Genomic DNA, 19,438 nt, shown 5'->3' on the forward strand with positions numbered 1-19,438 from the left:
AAATGATAAAAAGAGTAATATTAGCCGTTGTTATGTGTTTGCTTGTAGGTCAAAATAGTGCAATTTTTGCTCGATCAGAAAAATTGATGAATGAAGATGACAAAAAAGCACATGCAGCAAATCTTGTAGATTTTAAATTTGATAAAAGGGATTTAAAAGATATTTTAAATGAATTTGCTCAGTTGCGAGGAATTAATATTTTATATTCATCAACAACTCAATTGAATGCAAAGGTAACTTTTGATGCAGGTAAAAAAATCACGTTTTTAAAAGCGTGGGATTTTTTACTTATGATGATTGAGCAAGCTGGATTTAGTTTAATTAATCAGGGCCAAGATTTATATGCTCTTATTGCAATCGATCAAGTTGGTTCAACACCATTACCAACCTATATTAATACTGACACAAATGAATTGCCATTAACTCAAGAAAGAATTCGCTATATCTATTATTTTAAGAATATAAATATAACGCAGCAACAGAATGATCTTACCGTTGTTTTAAAAAACTTCTTTGATCAAAAAAATATAAATCAGCAGTTAATTTTTGATCAAAATTATAATGCTGTGATTCTTACTGCAAAATCTGAAATGATTAAAGCAATCATGAAATTTATTGATGTATTTGATCAATCAGGTGAAGGGCAGTCTGTTGAAATTTTTCAATTGAAGTATGCTAGTGCCAATGAAGTAGCGTCTATTTTAACGGATCAACTTATCAGCGGACAAGGAATTGCAAAGTCAAATAGAGGTTTGAATGCACGGCAACAAAACTCAGGTGATGGCGCAGCTGTTTTTTCTACAGGGACCCGAGTTATAAGCCTTTTTGGTGCTACATCTGCACTTGGTTCATCTTCAACAACAAGTAGCTCTAATTCAATTGTCATCTTTGGGAAGAAAAAAGATATTCAGCAAGTAAAAGATTTTATTCTTGAGCACTTAGATGTGCCGCTTGAACAAGGTAAATCATTTTTTCATGTTGTTGATTTACAATGGATAAATTCTTCAACATTAGCAGATGTTCTTAATAATCTTATTAAACCTTCAAGTGGCTCAGGTCAGTCAACAAGCGTGAGCTTATCTGACTTAGCATTTGATCCTCAAATCCAAGTTGTTCCAGAATCAGTTACGCAAGGGCTTGGTCAAGGCCAAGGAGAAAGTGCTTCACTTGCAACTGGGACACAAAATAATTTACAACGCGGAAGTAATAAAGTTATTATTGCAGCAACGAACAAAGATTGGAAACGCATTCAAGAAGTTATTAATAAAATTGATATTCCTCAAAAACAGGTAATTATTGAAGTTTTAATTTTAGATCTTGCGATGGTGTTTACGCATAAAATTGGATCACAAGTGAGAACAAATTCACTTGTTTCATCAATATTTCCAAAGACCGTGCAAGCACAAGCTTCAATGTTGATCAATACGATTACAACACAACCTGCACTGCCTTCAAATACCTCATTACAAGCAGATTTATCAAATATTTTAGGTTTTATTGCAGGTGCTGGTGGAGATGATCAGACCGTTGATTCAACAATCTTAATGATTGGTGATAGAACCAAAACAAATGGAATTTGGGCATTTTTTCAATTATTAGCGCTGCACCAAACAACAAAAACGGTATCAAGAGCTTTTGTTATTGCTCAAAATAATCAACCAGCAGTTATTACCAGCAGTGTTACCAAGCGGTTAAAAGGTAAATTAACAGCCGGTGTTACTGCAACGATTTCATATCAAACGGTTGCTGCGCCTGTAACGGTAAATATTACTCCGTTGATTAGTTCAAATGATATTGTAAACTTGCAAATCGAGATGGATGCTACCTATTGGAATGATCCTACAAATGGTGATTCTGGGACTGCGCAAAATCGTCATCTTGAGACGAATTTTTCGATGCAAGAAGGGCAAGTTGCTGTACTTGGTGGTTTAACCTATGATCAGCTGGACATTATTTATAATGGCGTTCCTTTTCTTGAAAAAATACCCTTACTTAATTTGTTTTTTACCAATAGAAGCAAAACTGAAGATAAAACCAAGTTGTTTTTATTAGTAAAGCCAACAATTATTAAGCCTGTGGTTAATGGAATGGGTAAAGTAACTCGTCGTATTGCAGCAGTGACTGATCATTTATTAAAAGATGATCATGATGATCTATTTAGTTCGTTAAGTGACCCTATTTCTCACTGGGTCTTTGATGAAGTGGTTCCTGGTAAAAAAACTGGTATGCCACTGCATGATTTATTCATGTCATCAAATAATCAAACAGGCATATCTGGTTAGTAGAGTAGTATGAATTCATAAAAGAGCGGGTATAGTCCATTGGACTATACCCGCTCTTTTATGGGCGATTTTTACTTTTGATGACCATGATGTTATAATTTGAATTATTACAAGTTATATAGCTTGTATAAGCTTATTTTTAATTACAAAGCTATTAACAAAATGAAAGTTATCACATAAAATTATGAAAAAATATCAATTATTATTTATTTTATTATTCGGTATGCATAGTGTAAGAATGTATGCATCGCAAAATAATTTACTGCAATATGAGCAAGATAATAAAGATATTTTAGATAGTTATATTCCTTTAAAAGAGGGCTTTAATCTTTTACCAGATGAAGATAAAACTAATTTCTTATCAAAATACCATCATAACAATATTGATGATGTCATGAAATGTATGCTGAATGATAATGAAGATGAAGCATTCTATGGCGATGTAATTCAAGAAGTTGAGGATTTACTTAATCAGAGATTTAAAGATTCTTTTTTGAAAGAATTTGAACGAGTAATTAAAACACCACGTAACAGTATTTATACTATTTCTGATCCAGTATTTTCTTATGTTATGAAGTATCATCATACTAAGCTACAAGGAATGGTAAGAAGTTGGATAGGAAGAAAAGATAAAAGATATTTGGACAGTGCAGTTGATCATAAAAATCGATGTGTTGTTAAAATGTTATTAGATCTTGGAATTAATCCAAATGTTAAAAGTTCTTTTCGTTCTATCATGCGAGATGAGATCGTTTTAGATATGCAAGCAATAAAGCATAAGACTAGATTATTTGAAGGTTGTGATAATGCAGGCACTGCATTACATAAAGCTGCAGAAAAAGGCTATGTAGAAATAATAGAAGAATTAATAGCTCATGGTGCAGATATAAATATTCAAGATTTTAATGGTTTGACTCCTTTACATCAAGCAGTGCAAGGAAACCAGATTCGAGCTATACAATTATTATGTCGTGCGGGTGTTGATCTTAACATTAAAAACAGGTTAGGACAAACAGCGTTACACCAAGCTGCAGAAAAAGGCTATATAGAAATAATAGGGGAATTAAGAGCTCATGGAGCACATTTAAATATTCAAGATAATGAAGGAAATACTCCATTACATAAAGCAGTGCAAGCACAGAAGATTCAAGCTGTACAATCATTATGTTCGATGCGTGCTCATGTTAACATTCAAGATAACTTGGGACAAACAGCATTATATAAAATTTGTTTAGGTAGAAGAACAGACCGGGAGAATGATTTTTTAGGAATATTATTGCGTGCACATGCTGATGTAAATATACCAGATAATGAAGGAAATGTGCCATTACATATTGCTGTAAAATGTGATCGGAATGCTTTAGTAGATTTACTTATTAAAGCAGGTGCAAACCTAAATGCTCAAAATGATAACGGTGACACTGCTTTACATTATGCTCGATATCTAGGATCTAATAGTGAGTATTCATTATTGAAGGCAGGCGCAAAGGCATTTGTTAAGAACAAACAAGGGATGCTTCCAGAAAAATCTTCTACAATGAGTAATGATAATTGTCGGATGTATCGCTTTCGTATATACAACAAATAATTTGTTATTTTGTTTATATGGTGTCATAAAGCAAATTTAGTACTTTAGATTTTTTATAAAAAAGAGTATCTTTGCAAATAAAACAAAGATACTCTTTTTATGTATTGAATGTCTATTACTCAGCGTTGATCATGCGGTCAATTTCTAACAATCGATTATATTTACTTAAACGTTCGCCTCGACAAGGTGCACCAGCTTTTATAAAATCTGCAGCAACTCCAACAGCAAGATCAGCAATAAACGTATCATTTGTTTCGCCTGAGCGATGAGATATAACAATTGTTAAATTTTTATTTTTACACACATCTATAGCTGCAAGCGTCTGGCTGACCGTACCAATCTGGTTTGGCTTAATTAACACAGCATTTGCAATTTTTTGTAAAACGCCTTTACGAATTTTCATTGGGCTTGTTACAAAAATATCATCACCAACAAGCTTAATTTGCTCACCTAGTGCAAGCGTTAATTTTTGCCATCCTAGAGTGTCGTTTTCGTCTAATCCGTCTTCTATGCTCATAATTGGGTACTGCTTACACAGTGATTCGTAGAGAGTTATCAAATCAAGGCTGGATAAGTTTTTTTCTTGTTGTAAGTGATAGGTTTTTGTTGCTTCATCATAGAACTGTGATGCTGCTACATCAAGTGCTATAGCATAGTTTTGTAGGCCAAGTTCTTTTATTGAGCTCATTAAAAGCTCAAGAGCTGCAGTATCTTGCGATAAATTTGGAGCAAAGCCACCTTCATCACCAACGCTTGTTGATAATCCTTGTGTATCAATTGATTTTTTAAGATGTTGGTAGAACGTAACGCCATCATGCAAAGCTTGCGTATAATTTTTTGAAGTTGGTACGATCATGAACTCTTGGATAGCAAGATTATTATTTGCATGAGCACCGCCATTAATCATATTAAACATTGGCGTTGGCAGATGTGCTTGATTTGTTCCAGATACTCGTTGAATTAATTCAAAAAGTTCGATATTTTCAGCTGCCGCTTGAGCTTTAAATAGTGCCATGCTGACTGCAATTGTGGTGTTAGCGCCAATAGTAATTTTTTGAGGATGTGTATCAAGATCCATTAAGATCGAATCCATGGCAAGAGCATTAATTGGTTGACCAATAAATTTTGGAGCAATGGTATCGTTAATAATTGCAACTGCTTGCAATACGCCTTTGCCAGCAAATCTTGTTATATCATTATCACGGAGTTCTAAGGCTTCTTGTTTACCAACTGAAGCGCCAGATGGAGCAGATGCTGTTACTTTTTTTCCATTTGCTAAATAAATACAGCATTCAATTGTTGGAAGTCCTCGAGAATCAAAAATTTCATAGGCATATACATTAGTTATGTTCATACTATAGACAATCTTTTTTAAGGTTAATTATTATTTTAAATTATACTGTAATAAAATTGTGGTTGAAATGTTATTTTGTATACAAAAATATTTTTTAAAATTTTCAGAAAGTTATGACGATGCATATATCTATATTTTTAATTTTTTTCTTGCCATGTATCGTAACTCATCAACTTATGAGCGCTGAAAGGCTTCAATTTTTAGATGAAAAGTTTATAAGTAGTTATGTGGGAAAATTGAAAAGTGAAATCATTGCTCTTGAGCTGCAGCTAGAAAATGAATCAATATCTCCTGCTTGTTATGCTCATGCACTGCAATTTTTAATGCAAGATTTTTCTATGCAAATCAAGACTCAAGAGTTAAAAATATCGGTAGAAACTCTTCATCAAAGGGCCCTTGATAATGATATTGAATTATTACCGCTTGAGGCAAGCGAAAAACTTATTGCAGGTAACCACGTGTACTCAGCAGAATATATAAATTTTATTTGCAATAGATTGACTTGCCCTGTAAAAGCAGACACTATACCTCTTTCTTTTCCTGTTGCTCAACATGTTATACAAGTAAGAAAAGCAGCAATTATAGCAAAAAATAATTACGAACAAGAAGAATATGATAGGTAATAAAAATATTCATCTGTTTATTAGGTTCCGTTGAGTTTTTAAAATAAATAAAAAACAATAACAAAAACATCCTACGTTTTTTACAAAAACTCCGGAAAACGAGACCCCAGCGGGGGTGAATCGCTAAAATTTTATAAAAAAGTGGATAGTTGCCGCCGCCACCACGGTCGCAAAAGCGCAAGCGTAGGCTTATGGTAAGTGATTTAAAGGTTAACTACAAAACTCAACAGAACCTAGTAAGTTTTTGTAATTACATAAGATTTACATCTAAAATATTTTTTTATCAGCACGGTTTGTTGCATCTGGATGAGCTCCTAATGAAAGTAAGAGATCAATAGCTTGACGACGTTCAAAAAGATAAGCTCTATCAAGAGCACTGTATCCTTGAGAGTCTTTTTCATTCAAATCATGACCTAAATAATGTAAATATTTAATAGTTTTAATGGCATTGCATTGCGCAGCAAAAATAATCAGAGGTGCTGCTTTTAATGATTTTCTATGGGATTTATGCCGTCCAGATGTGCTTTTTACCCCAGATTTCATAAGAAGTTGTACCATTGGTAGAGCATCATTTTGTAAAGGGTAATAGAGGGGGGTTTTTTTTATTGGCTTATTATCATGATGAATTAAAATACCACATGCAATCATTAAAGCTGCAATTTCCAAACTGTCTTCAGGGTATAAAATATCTGCACATATATCATTAAAATAGTTATTGCATGCAGGCAAAGCACTGTCACAAATTGGTGATGGCGGCATATACTTATCAGTTGTTACATTTTGTCTTTGTGCATAAGCAAAGTATCTATTCCAATATTCAACTCGTAAACAATTTTTTATATTTTTAATTGCATATTTATCTCTGTTTGATGAGGAGAGTAGATCAAGATAGCATTGTAAATTATTTTGACAGTTTTTAACAACAAGAGCCTGGTGTTCAGGAGTTTTAATTAATGTTAATTCATTTGATACCTCTGAGTTAAGAGGAGTAAAGTGAGTTGCTTGTAGATATGATGTTATCTGATCTTGGACAGGGACAGGTAAATTGTTATATTGTGAATATAGGCTTGGTTTGCTTCGTGTAATGGATTGTTTTTCTTGTGTTAAATCTTCTGGATAGAAAGCATAAAAATTATTGCTCTCTAAGAAATCATTATATTTTTCTTGGGGAGTTTTTTGTATTTTTTTATGTGATTTTTGTTGTGGTATTATGTCAATATGGCATAGCAAAGGCAATAAAAGTAAGGTTGTTCTTTTTCTCATGAGTTACTACTTTTTATTATTATATTTATTGTAATTGTTTATATACGCAAATGAGGTTACAGCAACTACCCCAATAACAGCTTCAGGAGTTGATGCACTGACGCCAAGAACAATACCTGCGCAGTGAGCTGGAATCGATTCTGGTGCTTTTACTCGAGCTAATCCATAACTATTGATAGCAAGTGCTGCAAGATGAAGAGCTTGCATGTATTCTATTGGTTGATCACAGAAAGATCGTTGTTGAAAAGTTACATTGCCAATAGATTTTTTTAGCAAATGTCTATGCATTGGTAGAATTGATTGATGCACGATACAACAACTGAGTAAAAATATTTTTTTAAGTATATGTTTCATAGTACTCCATTCTATAGCGTCATAAAATAATGTTTATTATTCTAAAAAATGAGAGGAATTAGATTCAAGAGCTTGAGGTAGAATGAATCAAATTTTTATTATAAATTTTCGCCCTACGTTTTTTATAAAAACTTGGCGAAATTGCAGGCTTGTATATTAATTTTTAAATTTGGTTCACATAGTCTACAAAATAAAAGCTCAGGCAAGTGCTGAGCTTTTATTTTGTGTAATTTAGTTATGTGATAGCGAGTTGTTTTCTTCATCTATTGCTCTAATATGAACAGTTAGCACTCGTTTGTGGTCTGCTTTTTCTATAGTAAAAATAAAATTTTTATAAGTAATAGCTTCACCTTTTCGTGGTAAATGTTGCATTTGTTCAGAAATAAATCCGCCAAGCGTTACGGCAGATTGTGTTGGAAACGATATTTTGAGTAATGGATGAAGTCGATCAAGATCAATTGTTCCATCAACAGACCATTCGCAATCTTTTTTTAAGACTCTAATTTTTGCAGAGTCACGATTTGCATCATGTTCATCATGAATATCGCCAACAATTTCTTCTAAAGCATCTTCAAGCGTTACAAGACCAATCGTATTTCCATATTCATCAAGCACCATCGCCATGTGAATATGTTGCAATTTAAACTCTTTTAAAAGTTCATTTACTTTCATATTGTCTGGCACAAATATAATTGGACGCATTAATTCTTGTAACTTCATAGAACGCTTTTTTTGCAGAGCAAATAAAAGGTCTTTTAAGTAGACGATACCAATAATATTTTCTGGATTATCTTGATAGACAGGAAATCGAGAGAATTGATATTCTGAAAATTTATCAATAAATGTATCAATATCATCCATGACATTAATGCTAATAATTTCACTTTTAGGGATTAAGATTTCTTTTACCGAAGTCTGTGTCATAATGAATATATTTTGCAGCATAGCTGTTTTTTCATAATCCATAAGACCATTTTCTTCGATATAGTTAATCAAAAAATGAATCTCTTTTTCAGAAATAATTTGCTCATCTTCTGCACCCATAGCTTTTGAGATATATACTGATATGTTATTCAGTTGATTAGCTATTGGTCCAAGGACTTTATAAAAAATATTTACGATCCACAAGGTTGACGTAAATGTTTTAGTCCCAAGTGATTGAGCAATACTTTTAGGAACAATTTCACCAAAAATAGAAACCATGATTGTCGTAATCAAAATCCCAAGGATAAATGAAATACTATCTGGAACCTGGAATCGTTGAAATAAATTGTCTGTTAAACGTTGTGATATAACAGCACACGTTACATTGGCAAGATTAGCAGCGATCAAAATAGAAATTAAAACATGCTGAGGATTTTTTCCAAAAGCCTGAAATAAATGTTTATATTTTGGCGTTGCAAGTTCTATTTCTTTTAATTTAAACAATCGTAGTGCTGTTATACTCGTTTCAAGAAATGAAAAAAGTGCACAGGTAACTAAAGATAATAAAAAAAGTATGACATTTACTGATAATGTTTGCGTGTACTGTTCCATAAAAGCTCTCTTTTTAATTTACAAAATTATTCGTTGTCATCAACATCAGTATTATTAAACTCTTTTTCGAAGAAAGATTGAAGCTTTTTGCTTCGAGAAGGATGTTTAAGTTTCTTTAAAGCTTTAACTTCGATTTGTCGAATACGTTCTCGCGTTACAGAAAAATCTTTACCAACTTCTTCAAGTGTATGTTCTGATGCAACATCAATACCAAATCTCATTTTTAAAACTTTTTCTTCACGAGGAGTTAAAGTTTTAAGAACTTCACGAACTTTTTCTTTTAAATCGCTGTTAGCAACAATATCAGAAGGTGAGAATTCATTTTCACTTTCAATAAAATCTTTAATCGAAGCATCGTTGCTATCACCAACCGGAGTTTCAAGTGATATTGGTTCTTTAGAGATTTTAATGATGTTCTTAATTTTCTTTTCATCAAGATTAAGTTTTTTTGCTAATTCTTCGTAGGTCGGTTCTCTTCCTGAATCTTGTAAGAAGGAGTGCTTAATTTTGTTGATCTTGTTTAAGGTTTCTACCATATGCACTGGAACTCGAATAGTTCTTGATTGATCAGCAATTGCACGTGTTATTGCTTGACGGATCCACCAGGTAGCGTAGGTAGAAAATTTATAACCACGTTCAAATTCAAACTTTTCTACAGCCTTCATTAAACCGATATTTCCTTCTTGGATCAAGTCTAAGAAGTGTAATCCACGGTTTACATATTTTTTTGCAATATTAACAACAAGTCGTAAGTTAGCTTGTGCTAAATCACTTTTAGCTTGTTTGTCTTTAGCTTGCCCTTTTAAGAACTTTTTGTAAAATTCAATCGATTTTGCAGACGGCAAACCAAGTTCATTTTCAGCTTTTCTAATTGTTTTTGTTGCAATTCGAGCCTGAACTTCGTAGTCATTAATTGTCGCTTGCTTTTCTTCATCACGATCTTTTGATTTCTTAAGACTTGTAATCGTCAAATTCATTTTTTCAACAAAACGACGACGCTCAAGAATCTTATTGATACCTTTATCGATTTTCTTCCCAAGTTTTCTAATTAATTTATTAGATAACTTAATAGATGAAATAGTAACGCTTATTTCTTCTTTGTTTTCGCGCACTTTATCAAGCATTTCTTGCTTAGCAGCTTGTGTTGTTAGTAAGCCTTTATAGCTGACGTAAATAGCTTTTTCGTTTTGAATCAGCTTTTTAATTTTTGTAATAATCTTAAGCAGATATTTTTTCTCTTCTTGAAGATTTGGTAAGTTTTCTTCATCAAACTCAGAAAATTGAATAATATCTTTCAGTTGAATTGTCTCTTTGGTTATCTTATCGCCAATAATAGACAGTTCTTTATGAATAATCGGAAAATATGATAAAGCTCGAATCGATTCTGCTTTTCCTGATGCGATTTTACTTGCAATTGCAGCTTCAGTTGCTTTGTTAAGCAAAGGAATTTTACCGATATCACGTAAATAACATTTAACACCATCAGCTACTTGTGATGAATCTGAAGTATGACGAGTTTCAGCTTTATCTTCTTTGTCATCTTCGTCTTCTTCATCTTTATCATCTTGAAGATACAGTGTCGAATTAATTTTCCCAATGGTAAATGAAGCCGACTCATCGGTATTGCTGGTTCTCATGTCATCTGCAGAAAACAATGGATCAGCACTTATTTCTTCTTGCATAACAAGTTCAATATTGTTTTTTTCGATTGATTTTAAGAACTTGTTAGCATCAGCTTCAGAAAACTTGTGTTCATCACCAAATTCTATAACCGATTCATACGTAACAAAACGATTCTTTTTACCTTCGTCAAGAAATGCTTTAATAGCATCTTCTATCGAAATAGGTTTTTCAGCTGCAGCGACATCTTTCATCGCTGATAGCTTTGAGTATTTGGTTGGTTTTCCAGCTACTTTTTTTATCATAAGCTTCCATTCTTTAATAATTTTAATTTTATAGCTTGAAAAGCTGTCACAATCGTTTGTATTTCTTCGTTATTAGAATCTTGAGTAGCTTGTTTCAATTTCATCTTAATATTTACAACGATTGATTTCCAATGTTTTTTCTGAAATTGTAACAACATCTGCTCAAAAGCACTTTCTATATTTGTTTCTTCAAGCGCAAACAAAAGTTGATGAATATAAACTTGCTCATCAGCTGTGAGTTGTTCTTGAATTTTTGCTAAAGAAATAGTTGGATTCGGTTCTATTATTTTCGCTATTTTTAAAAGTAATTCATTATAAGGGGTTGGTAACCCGGCTGCAAGTAAAGTTTTATTTTCGCTATTTAATAGATGCGGATAATGCAATATTGCAGAAAATATCTTACTTTCAAGCGGCGTTAGAACGCTACTAGAGGTTATATCTGTCGTTGATTTCTCAACTGGTTTGCTGGTAACATTATACTCTGTTCTTAAAATTTCTAAAGGAATTTGTAAGATTTCAGATGCTTTTAAAAGTAATATATCCTTTTTTAAAGGATCTTGGAGCGAGTGTATTAACGATATAATACTTGCTGTTGCTTCCATTTTTTCTTTTAAGCTTTTATTCTGAAAATCATGACCTTTTGATTGTAAGAAAAATGTAAAAACGTCTTGCGCTTGGCGAATATACGGTTTTAGATCCTGATTTTTATATAAAAATGATGCGGGATCACTATCTTTTGGCAAGCTAATAACTTTTGTCTCAACATCAATACTCCAACAAAGTTGCGTTAATCGTAAAATAGCTTCTTGCCCAGCATTGTCACCATCGTACATAACATACAGTTGTTGCGTGTAGTTTGCTATTTTTTTAAGATGTTCAAGTGTGCAAGCTGTTCCAAGTGTAGCAACGCTATTTTTGTATCCATAACTGTGCATTGCGATGCAATCTGTGTATCCTTCAACCAAAAATGCAATATCATTGCTTTGAATATTTTTCTTTGCAACGTCTAATCCAAAAAGTAATGTTCCTTTCTGGAAAAACTGATTTTCTTTTGAGTTGTAATATTTTGAGCGTTCATCATCTGGCAAGAAAACTCTTCCGCCAAAACCACAATGACGTCCAAGGTGATCTTTAATTGGGAAGATAATTCTGCTTTCAAAAGGTGAATAGATGTTTGCCTGCCCTTGAAAAATAATACCAGCACGTATTAAATCTTGTGTTAAAAACCCTTGCGCAGATACATAGTTGAGAAGGCTTTTTATAGCCATATTTCCTTTAGGGAAATATCCAATTAAAAACTGTGTAATTGATTGCTGGTTAAATTTTCGACTATGCACATAATTTAATGCGGTATCATGTTGAAATAACTGGTCGTGGCACCAGTTTGCTACCAGCTTACACAAAGCAAAGTATGCATCTTTTTCGGTTCGAGTTTCTTGAGATGAAGAAAATGATGATTTAATTTGTTCAGGAACGTTCAGATTATACTTTTCAATTAAATATTGAGCAGCTTCGTATTGCGACATTTTTTCAATTTTAGCAATAAAAGAAATTACATCACCAGACTCATTACAGCCAAAGCAATAAAAAATTTCCTTGTCCGGACTTACCGTAAACGAAGGAGTTTTTTCTTGATGAAACGGGCAAGGTGATTTCCAGTAGAGACCACCAGATTTTTTAAGTGTTGTATATTCATTGATGACATCAAGAATGCGAACACTGTTTTTAATAAAGTTAAATAGATTCATCTGTTTTTTTATAGATCGTAATAAAGATGAATAAAATGAGTGCCGCTCCAAAAAGCAACACGGCTAACAATTGTTGAATGGATAGATACCTAAAATATCCACATTCAGTATAAAAAGCTTGATCACCACGCCAAAACTCAACAAAAAATCGTTCTGCGGTTGTGAGCATAATGTAGAGGCTTATAAGTTGACCTGGTTTTGTGCGTGTGTATGTATCAAAGCAATATAGCACAACAAAGGATAAAAAAAGTAGAGAACTGCTATAAATTTGTGTTGGATGCATCATAACATGCAATGGAGCTAGGCTTTGCGCATGAGTATACACAACACCCCATGGAAGATTTGTTGGTAATCCATAACAACATCCAGCAAAAAAACATCCAAATCGAGAAATTGATTGTAACAAAGGCGCGTACAGTGCAAAACGATCAAGTACCGCAAATAAAGGCAGTTTTAGTGATGAAATATACCATGACAACCCAATTGCAATACCAATCACAGCTCCTAAAATTGATAAACCACCATTCCAGACGGTAAAGTAATCGGTCCAGCTCGTTATTTCAGAAAAATTTGTGGTCAAAAACCAGATTCTGCCACCAATAATGCCAGAAATGACGCAAATATTGATAATGTTTGAAAGCTGGGCAGATGTGATCAGTTTTTGTAATTTTTTATCTCGATCAAGTAGGTACAGGGTAAGAATTAATCCGATGACAATCATAAGACCAAAACTGTGAATCGCAAAGGGCCCGTAAATATGGAGAAGTATTGGTGACATAAAAATTCCTTATGGAGTAGCAATTCTATATCTAGTCGCCATTTTGATCGCCAGGTGTTTTTTGCAAAAACGGCTTGATAAAAAATATCTTACAATAAACATAATTTGTATTTTAATTATACCATATTATTACAGGTATGATAAGTAGATTTTATAGCGCGATTAGCTTTTAATGTATGAATTTATGTAGTGCAATATTTTTTATAAAAATGATTCATAAACAATTCAGCTGGGTCGTATGATTTTTTCAAAGCAAAGAAATTATCTAACTGCGGGTATGTTTTTAAAGCTTGGTCTTTTGTTGCATGCAGTTGGATTGGCAAATAGTATGCTCCACCAAGTGTGTAAGCAGATTCTATGAGTTTTTGTGTCCATTGTTCTGTCTTTTTATAATCTTGTTCTGTAAATTTTTGATTAAGTAATATCACAATTCCAATCCGGTCTGTTGATGTGTAATTCAGATAACTTTCTGTATTTTTTGGAATATATCGAAGAGCTATGTGCATAATATTTACGTTAAGCTGTTGAGTTATCTTTTCTAATGATTGAATAAATTGAGTGAATTTATCGATAGGAATAAAATATTCTTGTAACAAATGTGTTGATTTTAAGCTGTTTATGCACATGTGGTCGACTGGTGGACGCATAATATTATTACGAGATATAACCTTATTATATTTTTTTGTTTCTGGAATCCAGTGGAAAGCTTTAATGATTTTACTTTTCGACCAAAGTTTTACACCCATTTTTTTAATTTTTGTGAACTGGGGCTGTTGTAATTGCCGTATTTTTTTTTGTTTTTTATCAGAAAATTGAGCCGGATCGATTTTATTAAAATCAAGGCATACTATTTTGCCAAAGAGATTTTTTTTAAATGGGGTTAATGTGAGAAAAGCAAAATGAAATCCCATGTTTGGATTCTTCAAAAGCATTTTTATTTTTTTAGTATAATCATGGATCGATGTAGTCGTAATTGCAGGCTTATAAAGATCATCTTTTACAACCTGTAAAGTCACTTCAAGAATAATGCCACATAACCCATAACCACCAATTGCAAGGCAAAATAATTCGGAATTTTCTGATCGACTTGCTATGATAATTGATCCATCTGCTTGTAATATTTTTATTGATTCTACTGATTCAATAAGTGGTCCATAATGAGGATCAATTCCATTACAGTTAACGCTTAAAGAACCCCCAAGACTAAAAATATTGGCATATTGCATTATTTTTACAGCAAAACCATGACCATGTAAAAATTCTTGAAGCTGTTCCCATGTGGCCCCAGCTTGTACGGTAATCAGCTTTTCATGTGGATTAAAATCTAAAATTTTATTGAGTTTTTCAAGGTTGATGATAATTGCATTGCGATAAAAAGCATGGCCGCCTTGGCTATGTCGAATGCCGCTAACAGCGATTTTTAAGTTGTTTTGGTCTGCATATGCAAGAATACTTTGAAGTTCTTGGTATGACGTCGGTGTATTAATATGGTGTATTTGTGTTGAATTCAGCCGTGAAAAATCGTTAATTGTTACATTGTCTTTCTGCGGTATATCTTGAGCTTGTAAATATGAGAAAAAGATGACAATTGAAATAAATATATTTGAAAAATTTTGATAATGCATATAACACACCTTTCTGTAAATGACTTAGAGTAAAGTTTATAGAAAGATCTATGAATCATCAAAAGGTCATGGGTGTTTTAAATTTTTAGTTACGATCAATATTAGAAAATAGATACTCAAATTTTGCCCATACTGCCCATGAAGAGATAGCCCCCATCGACTGAGCAACTTCGATACTTGCTCCAAATCCATACACATAATTTTCTTCGACTCGTTGTGCGTTAAAATTAAGTGTGTTGGTCGTGTACGAGTTTGCAGCAGCTGATGCCTTATCAAACATTGCGCTTGTTAATTCGACCGGATTGCCTACAGGATCAAGTATAGGGGTGTCTTGATTAATACGAGCTTTACTTGCTGTCGTTACACCTCCAGTTCCACCGCCTGGACCAGTAATCGCATAAATGCCATAACCTGGTATCATTTCGTGAATATCTCCAATAGTTTCGGGCGCCGTATAAAAAAAGTTGAAACTTAATTCACATGCAACTTTGCCAATTTGTTGTTCTAGTCTTGTATACATATTCAACTGGCTGTGACCTTTAATTTCAGCTGGTTGTGTAAAAAAATTAATGCCAGGCAGGCCAAGGGTCTCTGGTGCTGTTGGCAAACCGTATAAGTTTTGCACTGATAAATAGCGTGACCATTGTCCGCATCCAATAAGATCAAAGGATCGAGTTTCTACCGCAGGCAGTAAAAAACGATAATTGCCACCAATCATAAATTTCATACCGCTATCAGAGCTCATTAAGAACTCATTACCAAAACCTAATCCCCAGTGATTTGTTCCTATTTCTGCACCAAAAAGCCAGGGAGAACCTTCTCCTGAACCTGCTGGGGCTTCGATGACAATAAAATTTCCCATATAAACTTCAAAAGACTCGACTGCTCGAGCAATCTGATGACTGCCTCCCATAAGAATTTGAATGTTTGCAAGCCCCACGTCTTGATTAGGTTTTCCTATTTTTCCATAATTCCAAGATGGTTGTGTAAAAGCTTGCAATGCGTTGGTAATACCTGGTTGTGAGCCATTTTGGGTACCATATTCTTCGATTTTAATTTGAGTGACCGCATTAACAATTGAGGTTTTAATGTCGACAAAAAAGTTTTTGTGTTGCTGATAAAAATGTAAAAATAGCCCTGATTGAGACTGTACCGGGGTAAAAGTTACCTGTGAATGGTAGTATGCATCACTGTATGAGCTCATTAAATTCAGCCATGCAGGGTTTAAATCCCCGTTGCCTTGTTGGTCAAATATTAAGGTTGTTTTGCTATTTAAAATAATGTTTCTTGCAATGTGCGCAGAGTCATACATGCCCACGTGAAAAGGAAGCCCCTCAATGAATGACTGTTTTTTTGAATAGTCATTCATGGTATAAAATAACGGTGATGTTGAAAGTGGCCGCATGGTAAGCGTTGAAGTTATATCAGCAGACAGTTGGTAGTAACTTAAAAAAATAAGGAGACTTGCAAGTTTTTTCATAGATTTCTATTTTTCATATAAACGTATCTGAATCGTAGTTTTCACGCTGTGTAGTCTATATAATTTTTAGAAAAACGAAAGTAAAGAGTTAAGTGTGGATTGTTATATCTCAACACATCAAGACTTTTTTAAAAATTTTGTAATACAGGCAGTCTTTTTTAATCACCATCAGAAAAAGAATCATCATGACAATCATAAAAGTATAAAATTTGTGGTTTATGCATATTTTGTACTGCAATTTCATACGCTTCAACGAGAAGTGATCGTGGCGTTAACGTTAAAAGTTGTCGCGTTGAAAGCGAAAACAAATTATCACCTTGTTCATTTTCTTGTATGTATTGGATCATTGCAGAAACTGGTATTTCTTGGCAGTCATTAAGTTCTACTAGATCAGATGAACTACTTTGCAAATATTTTGCTAAGGATAACATTTTTTCAATATGAGGATTATAATGTTTTGTCTGCATAGCTTTCAATACTGAAGCGTTTACCATAATCAAGCTAAAAATTATGCATATGGTGATATGTAGTTTTTTCATTTATTTTTCATCTTTAATCTTTTGCGATGCAATTTTGTATGCTTGTACAAGGTGGTTGTTTGGCACAAGTCCTAACAAATTAACAGTTTGGGTTGAAAATGCACAACCGCCATTTTGATTATTCTCTTGTATGTATTGTGTCATTTGTCTTACCAAAGTCTCTTGGCAGTCATTATTTTCAAAAAAAGCTTTTTGAACTGTGCTGTTATGCGTGTTTGTTAGCTCTGGAGTACGAGCTTTTATATAATTAGCTTTCCATAACATTTCTTGAATTTTTACATCAGTATCTTTTTCATTCATAGCAAATAAAGAATCTTGTGATATACAAGCAAAGTTAAGCAGCATTAATAGATTGATATAGCGTCTTTTCATAATATTGTGTTTCTTGTGGAATAAATTTTTGGTAAAAATACGGAAAAAAAGGAGACCGAAAGGCCTCCTTTTTTTGATTTGTTTTTATAGCTCTAATTCATCTTTATGAGGAAATACTGCTAATTCTTGCTCAGCTTTTGCAATTCGTTTTTCTAGCACATCTTTTTTCTCTTGAGCAGCAGTGTACTCTGAAGATCCAAAAGCAGCTGCATAGCTGTTTGCAAGAACAGTTTCAAGTTCAGCTTTGTATTTATTCATGTTGTTTTCAAGATTTTTGTACTTTTTACGAAGTTCAAAAAGTTCTTTTTTAGAAAGCGTTGATTCTTTCACATTTTTAACTTGAGCTTTTGCAACAGCAGCAACTTCTTTACGTACTGACATGTTCTTAAAGTCAAGATACGCATCGTAGTTACCTTCGTAGCTTGAGATGCCTTCAGGTGTTAATTCGATGATTCTTGTCGCAAGATTGTTAACAAAGTCTTGATCATGCGATACGAATAATAAGGTACCATCAAACTGCTGTAAAGCGTTTAATACAGTTTCTTTAGATTCGATGTCCAAATGGTTTGTAGGTTCATCGAGCATCAAGAAGTTTGCGTTGCTTAAAAGCACTTTTACCATCGCAACACGGTTACGTTCACCACCACTTAATACTGATGTTTTTTTCATTACATCACCTTTTGGGAAAAGGAATGAACCAAGGAATGTACGAATTCTTTGTTGAGACGCTTTGCATGAGCCTTCAACTTCTTCAAGAATTGTTAATTTTGGATTCAATACTTTTTCTTGATCTTGGTCAAATAGTGTTGATGTTACGTTGTGACCTTGTTCAATTTGACCTTGTTGTAGTTCAAGTTGTTTTGAAATCAAGTTGAAAAGGGTTGATTTACCTGTTCCGTTTGGAGCAATTAAAGCAACTTTATCACCACGATTTACTACGAAGTTTACGTTAGTAAATAGTTGACGATTAAATGAGTGAGCAACATTTTTTACGATTAAAACTTCTTTTCCACATCGTTCAACCGGTGGAAGTGAAAAGTTTACTTTTTTTGAAGCTTGGTTAACTTCAATAATTTCTAATTTTTCAAGTTGTTTAGCCATACTTTGAGCCATTTTTGCTTTTGAAGCTGTTGCTTTAAAGCGATCAATAGTCTCTTTACGTTGCTTAATATCTCGTTGCTGAGCTTCATACGCTTTTTCAAGCATAATAGTTTCTTCAGCTTCAAGTTTTTTGTAGTAGCTGTAGTTACCAGCGTACACTTTACTTTTTCCACCAGCTGTAATTGCAAGTGTTTTGTTACACAGATTATCTAAGAAGTATCTATCGTGACATACTAAGAGGAAACCAAAAGAAGTTTCGTACTTTAAGAAGTTTAAGAACCACTCTTTTGTTGAAAGATCAAGGTGGTTAGTTGGTTCGTCAAATAGATAAAAATCAGCTTCTTGTAACAATAATTTTGCTAAAACAAGGCGCATTCTCCAACCAACACTCAGTTGATCAACGCGAGTTTTACGATGTTTTTCATCAAATTTTAAGCCGCTTAACAGTTTGTTAACTTTAAGAATTTTAGCTTCAGGTTCCATTTCTTGAATATCATGTTGTAATTGAGCGTAACGTTCAACATCTTGAGCAGATGGTTTTGCACTTGCATGAATTTTGTCTTCAAGCTCTTTAGCTTCTTGCATGTTCTCGTACATAGTACCAAATGTTGCTAAAGCTTCTTCTTCTACTGTTTTTGTAGAAAGAATAAGCATCTCTTGAGGCATGTATGCAACGTTCATTCCTTTAGAAATAGCGATTTGTCCGCCATCAATACCTTGTTGCCCAGCAATAATTTTAAGTAATGTTGATTTTCCAGAACCATTTCTTCCAACAAGAGCAATCCTGTCAGAATCCTGGATCATCATGGTTAGATCATCAAAAACTGTCTGATCGCCATATTTTAAACTAAGGTTTTTTAAATGAATCAT

15 protein-coding genes are annotated in these 19,438 nt (G+C 33.4%); 3 read left to right on the top strand and 12 right to left on the bottom strand.

All coding sequences use genetic code 11. The features are described 5' to 3' along the window. Positions 1-2: 2 nt before the first annotated feature. Together C0J27_RS03755 and C0J27_RS03760 are read left to right on the top strand one after the other, a co-directional pair. The gene (locus tag C0J27_RS03755; RefSeq protein WP_115585848.1) at positions 3-2,282 is read left to right on the top strand and encodes a secretin GspD/PilQ domain-containing protein; all 2,280 of its coding nucleotides are present in this window, start codon (positions 3-5) and stop codon (positions 2,280-2,282) included. A 184-nt stretch (positions 2,283-2,466) separates the two neighbouring features. Continuing rightward, positions 2,467-3,870, top strand: coding sequence for an ankyrin repeat domain-containing protein (locus tag C0J27_RS03760; RefSeq protein ID WP_115585849.1), 1,404 nt, complete (start codon positions 2,467-2,469; stop codon positions 3,868-3,870). 115 nt (positions 3,871-3,985) lie between these two features. On the opposite strand, the gene eno is transcribed toward C0J27_RS03760, so the two are convergent. Further along, positions 3,986-5,224: a phosphopyruvate hydratase gene (gene eno / locus C0J27_RS03765; protein WP_115585850.1), complete on the bottom strand. Its 1,239-nt coding sequence runs from the start codon at positions 5,222-5,224 to the stop codon at positions 3,986-3,988. Between the two features lie 119 nt (positions 5,225-5,343). Between eno and C0J27_RS03770 the strand changes: the two genes are divergently transcribed. Continuing rightward, entirely contained in the window at positions 5,344-5,847 is a 504-nt protein-coding gene (locus C0J27_RS03770) for a hypothetical protein (protein WP_115585851.1), read from the top strand. A 267-nt stretch (positions 5,848-6,114) separates the two neighbouring features. On the opposite strand, the gene C0J27_RS03775 is transcribed toward C0J27_RS03770, so the two are convergent. The 11 genes from C0J27_RS03775 to C0J27_RS03825 form a co-directional block, all read right to left on the bottom strand. Then, the gene (locus tag C0J27_RS03775) at positions 6,115-7,110 is read right to left on the bottom strand and encodes an ankyrin repeat domain-containing protein (protein WP_115585852.1); all 996 of its coding nucleotides are present in this window, start codon (positions 7,108-7,110) and stop codon (positions 6,115-6,117) included. A gap of 6 nt (positions 7,111-7,116) precedes the next feature. Beyond that, on the bottom strand, positions 7,117-7,464 hold the full coding sequence (locus tag C0J27_RS03780) for a hypothetical protein (protein ID WP_115585853.1): 348 nt from the start codon (positions 7,462-7,464) through the stop codon (positions 7,117-7,119). A gap of 231 nt (positions 7,465-7,695) precedes the next feature. Then, positions 7,696-9,000, bottom strand: coding sequence for a hemolysin family protein (locus tag C0J27_RS03785; RefSeq protein ID WP_115585854.1), 1,305 nt, complete (start codon positions 8,998-9,000; stop codon positions 7,696-7,698). 26 nt (positions 9,001-9,026) lie between these two features. Beyond that, entirely contained in the window at positions 9,027-10,925 is a 1,899-nt protein-coding gene (gene rpoD / locus C0J27_RS03790) for an RNA polymerase sigma factor RpoD (RefSeq protein WP_115585855.1), read from the bottom strand. Next, the gene (dnaG, locus tag C0J27_RS03795; protein WP_115585856.1) at positions 10,922-12,673 is read right to left on the bottom strand and encodes a DNA primase; all 1,752 of its coding nucleotides are present in this window, start codon (positions 12,671-12,673) and stop codon (positions 10,922-10,924) included. The genes rpoD and dnaG overlap by 4 nt, the downstream gene beginning before the upstream one ends. Beyond that, complete coding sequence (locus C0J27_RS03800) at positions 12,660-13,451, bottom strand: prolipoprotein diacylglyceryl transferase (RefSeq protein ID WP_115585857.1); 792 nt, start codon at positions 13,449-13,451, stop codon at positions 12,660-12,662. Before C0J27_RS03800 ends, dnaG begins: the two co-directional genes overlap by 14 nt. Before the next feature lie 182 nt (positions 13,452-13,633). Further along, positions 13,634-15,076: an FAD-binding oxidoreductase gene (locus C0J27_RS03805; protein ID WP_115585858.1), complete on the bottom strand. Its 1,443-nt coding sequence runs from the start codon at positions 15,074-15,076 to the stop codon at positions 13,634-13,636. Between the two features lie 85 nt (positions 15,077-15,161). Then, positions 15,162-16,556: a hypothetical protein gene (locus C0J27_RS03810; RefSeq protein ID WP_115585859.1), complete on the bottom strand. Its 1,395-nt coding sequence runs from the start codon at positions 16,554-16,556 to the stop codon at positions 15,162-15,164. Between the two features lie 158 nt (positions 16,557-16,714). After that, positions 16,715-17,095, bottom strand: coding sequence for a hypothetical protein (locus tag C0J27_RS03815; protein WP_115585860.1), 381 nt, complete (start codon positions 17,093-17,095; stop codon positions 16,715-16,717). Beyond that, on the bottom strand, positions 17,096-17,467 hold the full coding sequence (locus tag C0J27_RS03820; RefSeq protein ID WP_162801783.1) for a hypothetical protein: 372 nt from the start codon (positions 17,465-17,467) through the stop codon (positions 17,096-17,098). It abuts the gene before it with no gap. Positions 17,468-17,551: 84 nt separating this feature from the next. Next, entirely contained in the window at positions 17,552-19,438 is a 1,887-nt protein-coding gene (locus tag C0J27_RS03825; RefSeq protein ID WP_115585862.1) for an ABC-F family ATP-binding cassette domain-containing protein, read from the bottom strand.

The sequence above is a fragment of the Candidatus Chromulinivorax destructor genome, from assembly GCF_003366055.1.
Lineage (GTDB): Bacteria > Babelota > Babeliae > Babelales > Chromulinivoraceae > Chromulinivorax > Chromulinivorax destructor.

Excerpts from the sequence above, each read along its gene's own strand:
- dnaG (WP_115585856.1), bottom strand. The coding sequence starts at position 12,673 with ATGAATCTATTTAACTTTATTAAAAACAGTGTTCGCATTCTTGATGTC.
- C0J27_RS03770 (WP_115585851.1), top strand. The coding sequence starts at position 5,344 with ATGCATATATCTATATTTTTAATTTTTTTCTTGCCATGTATCGTAACT.
- C0J27_RS03815 (WP_115585860.1), bottom strand. The coding sequence starts at position 17,095 with ATGAAAAAACTACATATCACCATATGCATAATTTTTAGCTTGATTATG.
- C0J27_RS03780 (WP_115585853.1), bottom strand. The coding sequence starts at position 7,464 with ATGAAACATATACTTAAAAAAATATTTTTACTCAGTTGTTGTATCGTG.
- C0J27_RS03805 (WP_115585858.1), bottom strand. The coding sequence starts at position 15,076 with ATGCATTATCAAAATTTTTCAAATATATTTATTTCAATTGTCATCTTT.
- C0J27_RS03800 (WP_115585857.1), bottom strand. The coding sequence starts at position 13,451 with ATGTCACCAATACTTCTCCATATTTACGGGCCCTTTGCGATTCACAGT.
- C0J27_RS03775 (WP_115585852.1), bottom strand. The coding sequence starts at position 7,110 with ATGAGAAAAAGAACAACCTTACTTTTATTGCCTTTGCTATGCCATATT.
- C0J27_RS03785 (WP_115585854.1), bottom strand. The coding sequence starts at position 9,000 with ATGGAACAGTACACGCAAACATTATCAGTAAATGTCATACTTTTTTTA.
- eno (WP_115585850.1), bottom strand. The coding sequence starts at position 5,224 with ATGAACATAACTAATGTATATGCCTATGAAATTTTTGATTCTCGAGGA.
- C0J27_RS03825 (WP_115585862.1), bottom strand. The coding sequence starts at position 19,438 with ATGATTCATTTAAAAAACCTTAGTTTAAAATATGGCGATCAGACAGTT.
- C0J27_RS03820 (WP_162801783.1), bottom strand. The coding sequence starts at position 17,467 with ATGAAAAGACGCTATATCAATCTATTAATGCTGCTTAACTTTGCTTGT.
- rpoD (WP_115585855.1), bottom strand. The coding sequence starts at position 10,925 with ATGATAAAAAAAGTAGCTGGAAAACCAACCAAATACTCAAAGCTATCA.
- C0J27_RS03755 (WP_115585848.1), top strand. The coding sequence starts at position 3 with ATGATAAAAAGAGTAATATTAGCCGTTGTTATGTGTTTGCTTGTAGGT.
- C0J27_RS03810 (WP_115585859.1), bottom strand. The coding sequence starts at position 16,556 with ATGAAAAAACTTGCAAGTCTCCTTATTTTTTTAAGTTACTACCAACTG.
- C0J27_RS03760 (WP_115585849.1), top strand. The coding sequence starts at position 2,467 with ATGAAAAAATATCAATTATTATTTATTTTATTATTCGGTATGCATAGT.